The 13997-nt window shown below is 37.0% G+C and carries 17 protein-coding genes; 8 read left to right on the top strand and 9 right to left on the bottom strand.

The features are described from left to right. From HGC4_RS18870 to tssD (HGC4_RS00155), 4 genes are all read right to left on the bottom strand, one after another. Positions 1-215: hypothetical protein (locus tag HGC4_RS18870; protein WP_221406856.1), on the bottom strand; the 215-nt coding region annotated here is incomplete at its 3' end. A 118-nt stretch (positions 216-333) separates the two neighbouring features. Then, entirely contained in the window at positions 334-1326 is a 993-nt protein-coding gene (locus HGC4_RS00165) for a hypothetical protein (RefSeq protein ID WP_050708093.1), read from the bottom strand. Positions 1327-1329: 3 nt separating this feature from the next. Further along, positions 1330-1758, bottom strand: a complete 429-nt coding sequence (gene tssD, locus HGC4_RS00160) for a type VI secretion system tube protein TssD (RefSeq protein ID WP_050708092.1) — start codon at positions 1756-1758, stop codon at positions 1330-1332. Positions 1759-1770: 12 nt separating this feature from the next. After that, positions 1771-2196: a type VI secretion system tube protein TssD gene (gene tssD, locus HGC4_RS00155; protein WP_050708091.1), complete on the bottom strand. Its 426-nt coding sequence runs from the start codon at positions 2194-2196 to the stop codon at positions 1771-1773. Between the two features lie 292 nt (positions 2197-2488). On the opposite strand from tssD (HGC4_RS00155), the gene HGC4_RS00150 reads away from it, so the two are divergent. Beyond that, positions 2489-3487, top strand: a complete 999-nt coding sequence (locus HGC4_RS00150) for a hypothetical protein (protein WP_050708090.1) — start codon at positions 2489-2491, stop codon at positions 3485-3487. A 37-nt stretch (positions 3488-3524) separates the two neighbouring features. Here HGC4_RS00150 and HGC4_RS00145 read toward each other — a convergent pair whose 3' ends face one another. The 5 genes from HGC4_RS00145 to HGC4_RS00125 all read right to left on the bottom strand — a co-directional run bounded on the left by HGC4_RS00145 (position 3525) and on the right by HGC4_RS00125 (position 8659). Further along, entirely contained in the window at positions 3525-4997 is a 1473-nt protein-coding gene (locus HGC4_RS00145; protein WP_050708089.1) for a hypothetical protein, read from the bottom strand. After that, positions 4994-5482 (bottom strand): CYTH domain-containing protein, encoded by a 489-nt coding sequence (locus HGC4_RS00140; RefSeq protein WP_050708088.1) that lies wholly within the window; start codon positions 5480-5482, stop codon positions 4994-4996. Before HGC4_RS00140 ends, HGC4_RS00145 begins: the two co-directional genes overlap by 4 nt. 51 nt (positions 5483-5533) lie before the next feature. Beyond that, positions 5534-6619: a DUF4831 family protein gene (locus tag HGC4_RS00135; RefSeq protein ID WP_050708087.1), complete on the bottom strand. Its 1086-nt coding sequence runs from the start codon at positions 6617-6619 to the stop codon at positions 5534-5536. A 251-nt stretch (positions 6620-6870) separates the two neighbouring features. After that, positions 6871-7320, bottom strand: a complete 450-nt coding sequence (locus tag HGC4_RS00130; protein ID WP_050708086.1) for a PepSY-like domain-containing protein — start codon at positions 7318-7320, stop codon at positions 6871-6873. Between the two features lie 13 nt (positions 7321-7333). Further along, on the bottom strand, positions 7334-8659 hold the full coding sequence (locus HGC4_RS00125; protein ID WP_050708085.1) for a mechanosensitive ion channel family protein: 1326 nt from the start codon (positions 8657-8659) through the stop codon (positions 7334-7336). Between the two features lie 293 nt (positions 8660-8952). Here HGC4_RS00125 and HGC4_RS00120 point away from each other — a divergent pair, with 293 nt between their 5' ends. From HGC4_RS00120 to pgeF, 7 genes are all read left to right on the top strand, one after another. Next, the gene (locus tag HGC4_RS00120) at positions 8953-9729 is read left to right on the top strand and encodes a hypothetical protein (RefSeq protein ID WP_050708084.1); all 777 of its coding nucleotides are present in this window, start codon (positions 8953-8955) and stop codon (positions 9727-9729) included. Between the two features lie 166 nt (positions 9730-9895). Then, positions 9896-10429: a hypoxanthine phosphoribosyltransferase gene (hpt, locus tag HGC4_RS00115; protein WP_050708083.1), complete on the top strand. Its 534-nt coding sequence runs from the start codon at positions 9896-9898 to the stop codon at positions 10427-10429. A 141-nt stretch (positions 10430-10570) separates the two neighbouring features. Continuing rightward, the gene (locus HGC4_RS00110) at positions 10571-11152 is read left to right on the top strand and encodes an adenylate kinase (RefSeq protein ID WP_050708082.1); all 582 of its coding nucleotides are present in this window, start codon (positions 10571-10573) and stop codon (positions 11150-11152) included. 183 nt (positions 11153-11335) lie between these two features. Then, positions 11336-12529: a GTPase ObgE gene (gene obgE, locus HGC4_RS00105; protein ID WP_050708081.1), complete on the top strand. Its 1194-nt coding sequence runs from the start codon at positions 11336-11338 to the stop codon at positions 12527-12529. 183 nt (positions 12530-12712) lie between these two features. Beyond that, positions 12713-12865 carry a winged helix-turn-helix transcriptional regulator gene (locus tag HGC4_RS18865; RefSeq protein ID WP_199327688.1) on the top strand — a complete coding sequence of 51 codons (153 nt, stop codon included), beginning with the start codon at positions 12713-12715 and terminating at the stop codon, positions 12863-12865. 6 nt (positions 12866-12871) lie between these two features. After that, complete coding sequence (locus tag HGC4_RS19165; protein WP_199327711.1) at positions 12872-12979, top strand: hypothetical protein; 108 nt, start codon at positions 12872-12874, stop codon at positions 12977-12979. Between the two features lie 45 nt (positions 12980-13024). Further along, positions 13025-13837 (top strand): peptidoglycan editing factor PgeF, encoded by an 813-nt coding sequence (pgeF, locus tag HGC4_RS00095; protein ID WP_087880132.1) that lies wholly within the window; start codon positions 13025-13027, stop codon positions 13835-13837. Positions 13838-13997: the final 160 nt, after the last annotated feature.

Raw genomic sequence — 13997 nt, 5'->3', positions numbered from 1 at the left:
TATTTAAACCATCTTTTTTTATAAATAAGCGTGAAATAATTAATGGCAAAAATTATACCTATAAAAAAAAGATTTGATATTAATTGATCCTCAAATAAATCGGGAATTGTCTTTCTTGTAATTATTTCTAAAGTTGTCAATAATACAAAATACCAATTTAATTGTATAAAGAAAATCGCAAAAAAAGCTCTGTACATAACCCATTCCATACTCATAGAGCCAAATATTTGGTCTAAACGGAGAACAAAACGAACTAGCTTATAAAAAAAAAGACAATAAAGTTTATATAATTGTTTTATAGGATACATTTATTTACAATAGTTTTGAAAGGTTTTATTTATGGTACATATAAGGGTCACCTTTATAATACTCGCTTTGATCAATAAAGTATTGTTTCCATCCTCCAGGATAAAATCCATCAACTCCAAAATAGATAGTACTAGCAACGACTCCCCCAGGACCAGCAAAGCCAATACCCGAAAAAAACATATCTATACCAAATTTGCCTGGATGTACAGCTTCTTTAGACGTTGAATCTTTCTGCCATTGTCTAAACCCTTTATAATCATAAGTAAATGTTATAGCAACTCCGACAAGGGCAACTGGTTTCGCCATTTTTGCTATCTTATTTGCCATGTTTCCTGGTATAATCGAGTATCTCCATTTACTACTTGCTTGGTAGACAGTTTTCCATCCATCACGAATAGGACGGAAATATGATACTTTTCCCATGTGTCTGTTGATTTCGGAGGTAATTATTCCAGCAATATAGGCAGTTTTACCTGCTTGGCTCAGTACTTCCTGTGTGTTGATAGAACTTTTTTGCTCCGTAGAAAAAGTTATATTCTTGTTGAAAAAAGGATATTCGTTTTTAAATTGGCTAAAAGTGTAAGTGAGAGAGCGTGTTGTTGTCTGCATGTTTTCTATATCACCGTTGACGTTGTGCGTAGTTATTTTTATACGTTGATTTACGGTGTCTATTTTGACATCAATTTTACCTAATCGTGATAGTTCCTCGGGCTTTTCCGATTTTCCCATATTGACAAGTCTACTACCGTCGGGATTGATTTGGACGATTGACTTCAATACATCCTTTTCATTCAGGGTTTGCTCAACAGGTGTTATAAGCAGGGCGTAATCGTTGGATACGAAGTTAGAACCTTGTGAAAACATCCTACCATCGTGAGGATAATCGGGCGTACTTGATATATGAGGCACAGGAAGCCATTCAGCATAACCCACGCCTTCTACATAGCCTGTATATCTGATTGCATGCCGTAGCTTGATTGCAAAATCTTCTTCTGATATTGTATTGTGATTGGGCATAGGTTAGCTCCTCCATTGGTTATCGTGAGTCAATCCGTTTAAGCTTAACTTTTCGGGTGCTAAGATTAGTTCTGTCCTTAGTCCTTCTGTTGAGCTTACTCTTGTTTTTAAGCCTATACAACTCGCTCTAAAGAATTTGATGTCGAGTACTGTTCCCGAAGATTCGGTTTTAAAACAGATTCTCCCGTCTTTGTGTCTGCCTGTGCGTTTTGCCCAATCTATGATACTGAATTCCACGGATTGAGTAAGCGTTATGAGTAGTTGCCCTCCTTTGGTTTCGTGTTGTGGCTGTCCTTTGTGATCTACTTCTTGTGAGAATCCGATGTGGAAATGCTCTATCTCGTAACTTTTGCCATCTATCTCAAGGGTGGCTGATACATGGCTGTCTACTAGTGGAAAGAGACTGCCTAAACTGGGTATGTTTAGTTTCATAAATGTTTGTGTTTATTTTGTCCAGAAATTGTCGAAGTCAAAACCGTTGTCAAAAATTAATCTTTCAGCTTGCAATACAACTTTGGTGGTGATGTATGCTCTTCCTTTTTGGGTATAATCGAGCGACATGTTAACGCATGCTGCATTTTCGAACAATAGTTTTTCGAGAGGCTCATTCTGCTCGTTTAGCATAATAACTGCTCCGCTTTTGTACTTACGTGAGTTTAATACCCATTCGACTATGGCATCGGGTGGTAATGTGGGGATGGTAAGGCTCAGTGTGCCGCCATATACTTCGGTTACAGCTTTTCCTGTGCTGTCTATTCCTTGTTGGAAACCATATTCAAAATCGTCTAGTTCGTAACCGCTTTTGATTAATGATGTAAAGTCTGTTCCCGTGACTTCGCCTAGTTTTAGGTAACTTTTGTGTGAAAACATAATGTGTTGAATGTTTGTGATGTATATTTTGTGTCGTATGTAATTTTGTGTTGTTTGCTACACCAAATACTTGTGTTGATATATTTGATGTGTATAAATATAGGAAAAAGAATATAAAAACAAAAATGTTAACACACGTATTCTTTTGGAGTAAGGGATATGGTAATGTAAAAGTGGATAATAATGAGTGGTTTAAAATTATTATTTCATGCTTAAATTTTAGATGTTAAGGATTGTCTGTTTTATGTGTGGTTATTTTCTGATCTAAGCAGAGGATAATACAAAATAATGAATGACGCGCGATAACCTCTTTTATAAAATAGGACAAGTGTTGTCTCAAGAAAATGCACTATTATTGTACTCTATTTCTACTAATTTGAATATGGTGTTTATTGTTTCTTCAAATATGACTAAAATACAAATTTGTCTCCTGCTATTTCTTATTCCTCTGATGGGATATTCTCAAAAGAATATTCTGAGCGATATGCGAGGGTTATCTCTGAATAGCGATATGATTTTTGAATTGGATGGGTATATTATGACCATCCAGAAAGAGAAAGCCGCTTTTAATGAAAAGGGTTTTCAAAAGATTAAAAAGAAGTATCACCTAAACGATATTGAAAGAGAATATTCGGATAAGAATGTAAAATGGGAAAATTGGGTGATTGAAGGTAATACAACGGTAAAGGGTGTACCCGAGGCAAAGGGTTTTCAGTTGTGTTATCTCTTGCCTGAAACAGACAATCGGATGATGGTTGTGCTTCTGCAATCGGCTAATGGAAGAGATTCTTTGGTAGAGAAAGCTTTTATGAATGCTGTTTTTTCGAGACAATTATCAGAATACACGATGGATAGCTGGGTTGCGGAAAAGATAGACTTTGCTGGGCGAGAAATAATGTTGGGAGATGTCTGTCAGTGGGTATCACCACATAATGTGCATTGTGCGAGTTTTGGTCAGATGGGGTGGTCAATTTTCAAGACTGAGAAAGAAGCCGAATTGAATACGTTGATTCAGATTGCTAACAATAATAATTCGGGCAGATATAAAATAATGCATGAAGAGGAACTCAATGTTATCTTCGAGGGTGTTCCCACTCTTGCCAAACGGATAACATATAAAATAAATACATCGAAACTAATGTCGGGAGGTCGTAATGTGTTGGCTGTGTACTATATTACGCAAAAGGTGAGAGGCAAGTATCTGAGCTGTGTGTTGACGCATTATGTTGAGGTAAAGGATAACTATTTGCTACCTATATTGTTGAAGGAGGTGATGAGTATACCAACATGAGTAGCCTTTTCTTGAAGGTATAAGAAGGTCTGAGACCTTAATCGTAAATCTCGGTGATTTCTTTTATGCCTCCTCTGTTGAAAAGAAGTCTGAATTTGCGGAAGTACAGGTTCTCGTGTCCTTGACAGCGGAGTATAAAATGGAGTGCATATACTTTCTCGCTGGTCATTTTTATATAACCATCCTGTTCGTCAGTAACATAAATGGGTACATATTCGTTATCCATTTTCTGAATAAAGTGCGTAAGGTTGAAGCGTGTAACATCGTTTATACCTACAAACTGATAGCCTTTGTATTTCTTGATGGCTGATGACGAAAGGTTCACAAGCTTTTTGTAGAGTATAATTTGCTCGTTGTAGATTCTATTTTCGGCTTCTACGAGAGGTGTTCTTTTGCGGATATTCATTATCTCGGCAGGAACTTTCGATTCGGGAGCGAAGTCGAATGCTTCCTTTGTCCATCCTATTTTTTTGTCTTGTATTTCGAGTTCACGTTTCGTGTCGTAGTATTTTTTACCCAATTGAGTACTGAAATAGTATCTCATGAGGTCTTTGATTCGATCTTTGAAAACATAGCTGATTACAAGGGCAAAAAACAAGGGTGTTGTAAAATTGCCATAATGCAATTGTGCCGAAAAAGATACTACAGTTGCAAAGATCATAGATACTGCGGCTGCAATGCCATAGTAAAACTGCTCGGCTAATGCTCCGTCTTTGGTCTTTTTGGTATAAAGAAATAAATCGCTTTCGATGAACTTCTTAAGTATGCCTCTTCGCATTACTACCAGATAATTGTTAGACGGATCGGTGGTATCAAGTAACGAATAGTTTTTCTTACGTTTGTATTCGTTCTCCGAATTGATTAGCGCCAGAAGCAGAGGTTTTACTTTTTCGTATATCGATCGGTTTTCGATCCCCCTCATTATCCTGAAAGATTGTTGCTGAATTATATTGCCTATAAAATCGTCGCCGAACGAAAAATACTGTTGCAAGTCTTCACTAATGGAAGGTATCTGCTTTATGTGTTCAAGTTTTCGGTAATGACGGGCAATTTCGGATACGTCGTGAATATAATCGCGAACTAATTCGGCTACTTTATTATCGTCTTTTTCTTCTACAATATGATAGGCTTTGTCGCGAGATGCACTCTTGAATATAGCCGAAAACATTTTGATCTGAAAGGTATAGTCTGATATGTTTTCAGGCGAATCGGGGTTGTTTATTTCGTTTTCGAAAGCTTTTTGAAGTCGGCTCAACGGACTGTTTTCCGAAGCATATATGTCTTTTAACCCATAAATAGGGGTAATAAGTCGTACGTTAGATTGTGTGTCTTTATAAAACTGTTCTTTTGAATAGGTCGATCGGTTTATATCCAGATTATTGGGTACAAACATCCATGTATTGATACTGAATTCATTTACATCGTCATCTACTGTCTTTCGAGTGGCGATGAATGATATTTTGAATTCGAAAGAAAACTTATCGTGTATCTTTACCTTTATATCAATCATTCAGATTTCCACGTTTTATAAGGACTTTTTACTAAGTGTGAATTGTAGTAACGTTTGTCTCCTGTTACTTCTTCTCCCAACCACGATGGCTTTTCGAAGGGTTCGTCCTCCGATTCAAGTTCAATTTCGGCAACCACCAAGCCTTCGTTGTCTCCATGAAACACGTCTACCTCGTAAGTATGTTTTCCTGCTTTGATGAGGTAGCGTACCTTGTCGATAACACCCGGATCGCACAGTTGTAACAATTGTTCTGCGTCTTGTAAAGAAATTTCTTTCTCCCATTCGAAACGGCTAAGTCCCGAGTCGCTGCTTCCTCCTTTTATGGTAATGAAGCCTTTATCGCCTTTTATGCGGATGCGTACACTTCGTCCTCCTGTACTGGAAGCCATATAGCCTTGTACTACTCTGTCTGATTTATAAGCATGTGATTTAAAATCTCCCGCAATGAGAAATTTACGCTCTATCTCGATATTTTCTGAACCCAAGTGTCTAAATTTTATGTTTTTTTGAAAGCTATAAAGGGGGGGTGTAATCCCTTACTGTATAATTTGCTTGATAGCCCCCATTTCGGGGAAGAATATCACTTTTACAGGTTGTTTGTTATTTTCGAACATTTTAGGAATAAGCACTTCTTGCTTGCCATATTGCACAACATCTACTTCTTTGTTTACCCATGCTTTATTGTCAAACTCTACTTTCATAGATGCTTTGGCAGGTATGTTGTAGATGATGCCTTTTGCAAACTTGTCGTCCCAAGCCTTTTGTTCTTTAGGACTAAGTACGGGAGGTTCGCCCGCAGGTTCTTTGTTGATAAGGGTTAGTGTGACGGGTGCACCTGCCATATTTTCGCTATCTACGAAGCCCAATTTCTTAGAGAATCGGAATACTATCTGATTGTTAATGTCTTTTGTTGTAGGTACAATTGTATATGTTTTGCTTAGACTTTCTACTGTTTCGCTTCCTGCAAACATAGAAGTCAGCGCTTTTTCTTGCGAATCTAAACGCTCCATTACCAGTTTGTAAGCATTGCCATCGGGGGGCATATTATCAGCCTCGCCGGTTAGAATATTGTTTCGGGTTTCGCGAAGCAGAAATATTTGTTTCGAAACCATTTCGGCTTGTCTCGATTTAGAGCCTGCACGCAATGTCTCTTCTGATAGAAACGAATTAGGATTGGGTAATGCTTTTACTGTCTCTTCTGTGACAGTGTTTGCAGCTCCCTCTACGGGCGAAAACTGAGCATCGGCATTTATTGCACAGATGAGTCCGTCTTTAGTGAGGGTTACAAAGGGTGCAGTTGTACCGCTTTTGAATTCAACCAGATAGCTTTTATCCTTATCGGGTACTGCTCCTGTGGTTGCTGTTAGAGCATTTATGGTATATATTGTTTCGTTCTGAGTTATAGGGTTTGAAATGTTGAGGTAGCGTTCGGCATACTCATAAAATTCACCAGCCTTGCGTGTTGTTTTGGTTGCATCGGCTTTTATAACTATCGTAGTTTTTGGTAAATTGTATGCTACACCAAAGTCATTACTTTTTACAGCACTCATTTTTACAGTGTTCTGAGCAGGTAAAGCACTCGCTAGTAGCAGTGATAATAGTCCTATGTAATATCGTTTCATATTTGTATTTTCTGATTTCGTACCAAATACAAATCTAATAAAATTATTTTAGGCTTCGATATGTTTGGTATTGATATGTATATAAGTAAAAGAAAGTATTTGCATGATATACTTTCGAATGATAACGGGTTACTACTCTTGTAGAGCTCAAGCAATAAGAAAAGATTAGACCTGTGATAAAGAAAAAAGACCGACACGTATTATTTAGTGTCGGTCTTTTTATCATCCGAATTTTAGAATTCGGTACTTTGTTATCTTTTGATAAGATTGCCTTTGCTATCAAATACAATATTACGGTGACGATCGTGACCTCTGTCATTTATAAACTTTACACCTACCGAGTAGGTTGTCGATCCGTTTTCGTACTTTTTATTAGCACCTAAGATTTGTGCGTCTTTGTAATTTTTCTTGATGTAATCGGTAGCAAAAGAAGGAATGTCTTTTATTAGAATATCCTCTTTCGAAGCTATCAGAGTTCCATTATCGGCAATCTTCAATTCAACTTCTCTGCCTTGGTATCTGAATTCGGCTTCGTAATACCCTTTTTTAGATTTATCGTCCCATTCGATGTTATTTACTTTAGAGTAATGTTTCGAAACGTACGACTTCACTTTTGCTGGTACGTTTTCTGGTAAAATGTCTTTTGCTTGTATCGAAAATGAGGCTACTGCCATCATTAACAAAATAAAAACTTTTCTCATGTTAGTAAAATATTTAATTAGTGATTTTATTGTCTTTTGGACTTTGTTCTATTTTTACGTCATAACCATCCGTTCCGGCAGTTACTTCAAATACAGTTAGTCCGAATATGCTTACGCTTGAAATAAGATGATTAAACACTTCGCTCATAATGCGTTCGTATTCAGACCATGCGGTGGTATTGGTAAAAGCATACACCTCAATAGGCAATCCTTGTGTAGAAGGTGCTAGCTGACGAACGATGAGTGTCATCTCCTGATGTATCTCGGGGTTGTTGCGCAGATACCATGTTGCATAACGCATAAATAAGTCGCAATTGGTTATCTGGAACCCTTTAATGATTGAACTTGAATCGATCTTGAGAGCTTCGTTCTGATTAGCATATTGTTTACGCTTGCTTTTTATGTAGGAGCTCAATGGTATAACTTTTTCAAATTCGTCCAGTTCCTTATCCGTTAAAGGCTTTATGTCGGTTTGTTTAATAGTAAATGCTCGTTTTATACGGCGTCCTCCACTGTCTTGCATCCCTCTCCAGTTCTGAAACGAATCGGATATAAGTGCGTATGTAGGTATGGTGGTGATTGTTTTATCAAAGTTGCGGACTTTTACCGTTGTCAAATTTATTTCCATTACATCACCATCTGCACCATACTTGTTCATGGTAATCCAATCGCCAATCATTACCATCTGATTGGTTGATATCTGAATGCTACTCACAAAGCCCATGATGGTATCTTTGAACATCAACATCAATACCGCCGATGCTGCTCCCATTGCTGTGAAAAAGGCGGTTGCCGATTTTCCTGTGAGTATCGAATAGATGGCTACTGCCCCAAAAATATAAAAGATGATCTGAATTACTTGCAGATAACTTTTCATTGGTTTATTATGGAATGCTGGTTTCTCTTGCAGAACATTTGCCATCGATTTAATAATCGACATGATAGTCCAAATAACCATAAATACCATATATATTTCCGCTATTTTAAGCGTGGGCTTTATAAGCGTAGGGTAGTTGGCAAATATTATGGGTATAGTATTTATAATAAAAGTATAAGGTATAACTAATGCCAGAAAGTGAGGCAACCTGTTTTTCTCGGCATGTTTAAAAATAGAGAGGTTCGTTACTTTTTCTATTTTCTTGAAAACATATGTGAGACCTATACGTACTACTTTTTGAAGCACATATACTATAATAATAGCTGCCACCAGCATAATTATCAGATTAAGGATATCAATCCATCTTTCAGATATTCCTGTTTTCTCAAGCAAATCGTGAATGAGGTCTGTTACAAAGTTTGCTGAGGTTTTTATGTCCGAATCTTCTACGATGTTATCCATAATAGGGCGATTTTTATTTGTTATTAGACCAAAGTTAAGTCTAAAACATTCCTATTTGCTACTTTTTTAGTGATTTTTAACGATGGGTTTTGACGAATTGTCGTATTTGAAGGATGAAATTAGCGTTTTCTATGATAAAAAGATTTTCTCAGAATAAGTAGTAAAGATTCTATTGCAAATGACTTTTATTAAGGTGACTAATTGCTGGTAATTTTAGTTGGAAAAAGGTTCTTTAATCTTTTCTTTTTATTAATTTAGTGGCTACAAACTTGTTTGACTAAAACACTGTTAGAATGAGAACACAACTGATTGCAATATTTACTTTGCTCACTACTATTTGTTATGGGCAAGCTATGTCAGAAAAAGATAGTATAAGTCTCATTAAAGAGAGGAACGAGCAACTGCTAAACTACAAATTACAACCGGGTACGGGTGGTTCCGAGAAGAGGCCCTCTCTTGATAGCAATTCGTCGTCTGATTATAGGATCGATAATAACTCGGATGGGCAAGAGAAGACATTAGATATGCATCTTTTTGTCCGTAAATTTTATCAAGGTCCAATGCATGAATATTTGTCAAATCCTGTTGGTAATCCATTTGCCGATGATTACAAATCCTATGGGCATTTTAAAATAACGGGCAGAGATTGGATATCTACTACAAGTTCAAATACAACTTATCCAACATTGGGTTCTCTTAATCTTATTAATGTTAATTATAATTATCAGTTTTCCGATCGTGTGAGAGGAACGGTAGGTACATACGGTGGTCGTTATTTTTATCAAATGAATCCCAATTACGATTTTGGTGTAAATGGCTCTCTTCGATTCGAACTCACCGATAATGTTTCTGTTATAACCTTTGGGCAGTATTCAGCCAGAGGTAATATGAATAAAGTTGGAGGCGATAATGGATGGATGTTTCCTCAAACTAATTACGGAGGTGTTGCCGAATTTAAAATTACTGATGGCTTTGGTATTCAATCGGGGGTAATGAGGGAGCTTAATCCAATGACTGGTAGTTGGAGAACTATTCCCATTTTTGCTCCAGTCTTCTTCAAGAAGAAATGATAGCTTGTATTTATTGCAAATAGAGCAATCTCGAAAAGGTTGCAGACCGTAATATTTATTTGATAGAGCGTAAATTAGGTATTCCCGAAAAAAAAGGGAACAGTTATTGCTATCATTCATCTAATTATAGTACTTTTGTAAGCTTAAAAGTTTTAAGCATTCAAGTATGAAAAGCGTAACGGTAAGAGATAAAGAATTTGAGCTGTTTATCTCAGAAACAGAAATATTACAGGCTGTAGATAGAATTGCAGGAGAGATGAATAAAGACCTTGATGGTAAAGATCCTCTGTTTGTATGCATATTAAACGGCTCTTTTATGTTTGCTTCCGAATTGATGAAACGTGTAAACGTACCAAGCGAGATTTCGTTTGTGCGCATGGCATCGTATCAAGGAACCAAATCGTCGGGTAAAATAAAAGAGATCTACGGACTTGAAGAAGATATAAAAGGTCGTACGATTGTTATTATCGAAGATATCGTAGATACAGGGTACACCATGTCGCTGATATTAGATCAGTTGGCTTGCGGAGAACCTAAGGAGGTAAAAGTAGCTACTTTGTTGTTTAAACCCGAAGCTTTGAAGTGCGATGTTAAAATTGACTATGTTGCTTTGGAAATACCTAGCGACTTTATTGTTGGTTTTGGTTTAGATTATGACGGATATGGTCGTAACTTACCTGATATTTACAAGATTAAGTAAATGTAAGAGTTCTCGGTATAAAAGCTGATTGTGGTTCTTATGCTGATTAAAGCAATAAAATAGGTCTTATATGATCTTTTGGTTGTTTACTTTTCGAAATATAAAACAGGTCTGAGACCTTAAAACTATAAACAAAGAGTAATGTTGAATATTGTAATTTTTGGAGCTCCCGGCTCAGGAAAAGGCACACAAAGCACAAATCTTATTGAGAAGTATAAATTGGCACACATTTCTACAGGTGATGTATTGCGTGCCGAAAAAGCTGCCGGAACCGAACTTGGTAAGCTAGCTGACAGCTATATGTCGAAAGGTCAATTGATACCTGATGAATTGATGATTGATATACTTGCAAGTGTATTTGATCAAAAAACAAAAAGCGGAGAATGTAAAGGTGTAATCTTTGACGGATTTCCACGTACCATTCCTCAAGGAGTCGCTTTGAATGAAATGTTAGAACAAAGAGGACAAAAAATATCAGCCGTTGTAAGTCTTGACGTTCCTGAAGAGGAACTGATCGAACGCCTTTTGAACAGAGGTAAAGAAACTGGTCGCAACGATGATAATTATGAAACTATAAAAGCTCGATTGGATGTGTATTACAATCAAACCACACCACTCAAAGAGCTTTATGAGAAAGACGGTAAATTGTATTCTGTAGAAGGAGTTGGTTCTGTGGAAGATATATTTGCTCGTATTTCGACTGTGATTGATAAAGTAAATTAAGATATAAATTAAGTTTTTGAGGCCAGGAATTGAGTTTTGAATCTATTGTCAAACTCGGTTCTTGGTTTCAGGGTTTTAGGCAACAGTAAGTATTTAACATAATATTGTTTCGATATAAATGTTTGTTTTACTTATATTTGCCAAAGTAATAAATAGGTCTGAGACCTTAGAAGAAAGGATAATATGTCTGATACAAATTTCGTAGATTACGTAAAAATATACTGTCGCTCGGGGAAGGGTGGAAGAGGTTCTACTCACTTTCGACGTGAAAAATACATACCGATGGGAGGTCCCGACGGTGGCGACGGTGGCGATGGAGGACACATAATTCTTCGTGGTAATCGTAACTATTGGACGTTGCTGCACTTAAAATTTAAACGACATTTGCTTGCCGGACATGGTGGCGGTGGATCGGGTAAATTATGTTCCGGTAAAAAAGGTGAAACTGTAATTATAGATGTGCCTTGTGGAACTGTTGCTTATGATGCAGAGACGGGTGACTATATGTGTGATATTACGGAAGACGGACAAGAGATAATCTTGTTGAAAGGTGGTAAGGGCGGACGTGGTAATAACCACTTCAAAACACCTACCAATCAGGCTCCACGTTATGCACAACCTGGCGAACCTTTTCAGGAACGCCGTATTGTATTGGAGCTAAAAGTACTAGCCGATGTTGGGTTGGTTGGATTTCCTAATGCAGGAAAATCTACACTTTTATCGGTAATGACAACTGCTAAACCTAAGATTGCTAATTATGCATTTACTACGCTTGAGCCTAATTTGGGTATTGTGAGTTATCGTGATCATCGCTCGTTTGTGATGGCAGATATTCCCGGTATTATAGAGGGTGCTAGTGATGGTAAAGGTTTAGGACTTCGCTTTTTACGCCATATTGAGCGTAACTCGTTATTGTTGTTCCTTATTGCAGCCGATGCGGATGATATTCATGAAGAATACCGTATTTTGTTGAATGAGTTAGCAAAATATAATCCGGAATTGTTAGATAAGCGCCGAGTGCTGGCTATCTCTAAAGCTGATATGCTGGATGAGGAGCTGACAGAAGCACTAAGTGCCGATCTTCCTGATATTCCTCATGTATTTATATCTTCATTCACTAGCTTGAATCTTCAGAAGCTAAAAGATTTACTTTGGTCTGAACTTAACAAGGATGGTGAATATATCAAGGCTGCGGACAATGTTATTGTTCATAGAAAACTGGATATTAAAGCAGTTGAATTGGATGATGACGATGATGACTTTGAATTCGAAGACGAAGAAGAGGATTATGAAGAAGAATGGGATGATGATGAAGATCCTAACTTTGACGCCGATTTCTATTACAGAGAAGGAGAAGAAGACGATACAGTTAAATAATTCTAGGATTCGCTGTTGATACAGCAACCTCAGTATATACAAAAACGAGATAATGGTTCAAAACTATTATCTCGTTTTTTTTTATCTTGCTAACATCTTTTTAATGTTTTGATTGTTATTAATTTGTAACTTTACTGCAAAGCTGGATAGAAATGCAATAATCAGTCAATTAGTCACAGAAATATGGCTACAAATAATAATATGGAAGATGAGAAAACCTGTCCTGCTGAGATGTTGGTGAAGATGCTTTCAGGTAAGTGGAAGTTGCAAATATTGCGTCTGGCATTCTTGGAACCTGTTCGTTTCAATTCATTGTTGCGGGAGCTCGAAGATTAGGGTTTTCTGGAGAAGGTTACAATTAAGCAGAAGCCTTTGCATATAGAATATAATTTGTCTGAAAAAAGTAAGTCATTAGTTCCGGTCTTTCGTCAGCTCGAGATAATATCGTAGCTGGATTTTTTATAAATAAACAAGATGTGATATTTTATTTATCAAATGATAGATCATAAACGATATTCAAACTTATTGCAATTTGAGAGTCTTAATGCCTATGACTCTCTTTTGCATTTCTCTACCACTATTGATGGTGGGGTAAGTACTGGTAATTATGCATCCTTTAATTTAGGATTGTATTCGGGAGATGATGTTGACAATGTTATAGAAAACAGACGGCAATTGGCTTCTATGCTCAATCTCCCTTCTGAGAATCTAATATTTCCGTACCAGACGCACGGGGATGGTGTTTGTGCTATCGACAGAGAGTTCCTTTCTAAAAATAAGGATGAACAAGCGAAGTTATTACATGGTGTAGATGCTGTAATAACCGATCAGAAGAATATTTGCATTGGTGTTGGTACTGCCGATTGTGTGCCTATTCTAATATACGATCCTGTACATAAAGTTTTGGCAGCTATACATGCAGGATGGAGAGGAACGGTTGCCAAGCTTGCCTCTAAAGTTGTCGCTATAATGAAGACTACTTACAATAGTGATCCTGCTAAATTGATAGCGGGAATAGCTCCTTCTATCTCGCCCGACCATTTTGAAGTGGGGAATGAGGTGGTTGATGAGTTCGCTAAAGCTGGTTTTTTGATTGATGATATTGGTTATTACGATTTTAATACAACAAAATTTCATGTTGATCTGTGGTTTGCAAATGAGCTGTTATTAACTCAATCGGGTATCCCTTTTGAGAGTATTGAGGTTGCCGGAATGTGTACTTATGCTCACGGAGATCAGTTTTTCTCGGCTCGTAGGCAGGGTATTCATTCGGGTCGTTTAATTACTGGTGGAGTTGTAATAGGTTGATATTGTGTTGGTAGTCAGATTTGTTTTATTTATCTATAATCCTATATTATTTATTCTTATTGATTGTTTTGTGTAATAGAATACTATAGTATGTGCTGTTTGTATAGAGATACGAAATTTTGCAAAACGAGGTAGGTAACGGGGTGAAATAAATGAATTA

It is taken from the genome of Dysgonomonas sp. HGC4 (assembly GCF_001261715.1).
Taxonomy (GTDB): domain Bacteria; phylum Bacteroidota; class Bacteroidia; order Bacteroidales; family Dysgonomonadaceae; genus Dysgonomonas_A.
Note: the sequence above shows the minus strand (reverse complement) of the source record. Positions and strands in the feature narration are given on the sequence as shown.

Coding starts and splice junctions, on each gene's coding strand:
- tssD (WP_050708091.1), bottom strand. CDS start 2,196: ATGTTTTCACACAAAAGTTACCTAAAACTAGGCGAAGTCACGGGAACA.
- HGC4_RS00135 (WP_050708087.1), bottom strand. CDS start 6,619: ATGAAACGATATTACATAGGACTATTATCACTGCTACTAGCGAGTGCT.
- HGC4_RS00150 (WP_050708090.1), top strand. CDS start 2,489: ATGACGCGCGATAACCTCTTTTATAAAATAGGACAAGTGTTGTCTCAA.
- hpt (WP_050708083.1), top strand. CDS start 9,896: ATGAAAAGCGTAACGGTAAGAGATAAAGAATTTGAGCTGTTTATCTCA.
- HGC4_RS00125 (WP_050708085.1), bottom strand. CDS start 8,659: ATGGATAACATCGTAGAAGATTCGGACATAAAAACCTCAGCAAACTTT.
- HGC4_RS00120 (WP_050708084.1), top strand. CDS start 8,953: ATGAGAACACAACTGATTGCAATATTTACTTTGCTCACTACTATTTGT.
- HGC4_RS00165 (WP_050708093.1), bottom strand. CDS start 1,326: ATGCCCAATCACAATACAATATCAGAAGAAGATTTTGCAATCAAGCTA.
- HGC4_RS00130 (WP_050708086.1), bottom strand. CDS start 7,320: ATGAGAAAAGTTTTTATTTTGTTAATGATGGCAGTAGCCTCATTTTCG.
- HGC4_RS00110 (WP_050708082.1), top strand. CDS start 10,571: ATGTTGAATATTGTAATTTTTGGAGCTCCCGGCTCAGGAAAAGGCACA.
- obgE (WP_050708081.1), top strand. CDS start 11,336: ATGTCTGATACAAATTTCGTAGATTACGTAAAAATATACTGTCGCTCG.
- HGC4_RS18865 (WP_199327688.1), top strand. CDS start 12,713: ATGGCTACAAATAATAATATGGAAGATGAGAAAACCTGTCCTGCTGAG.
- pgeF (WP_087880132.1), top strand. CDS start 13,025: ATGATAGATCATAAACGATATTCAAACTTATTGCAATTTGAGAGTCTT.
- tssD (WP_050708092.1), bottom strand. CDS start 1,758: ATGAAACTAAACATACCCAGTTTAGGCAGTCTCTTTCCACTAGTAGAC.
- HGC4_RS00145 (WP_050708089.1), bottom strand. CDS start 4,997: ATGATTGATATAAAGGTAAAGATACACGATAAGTTTTCTTTCGAATTC.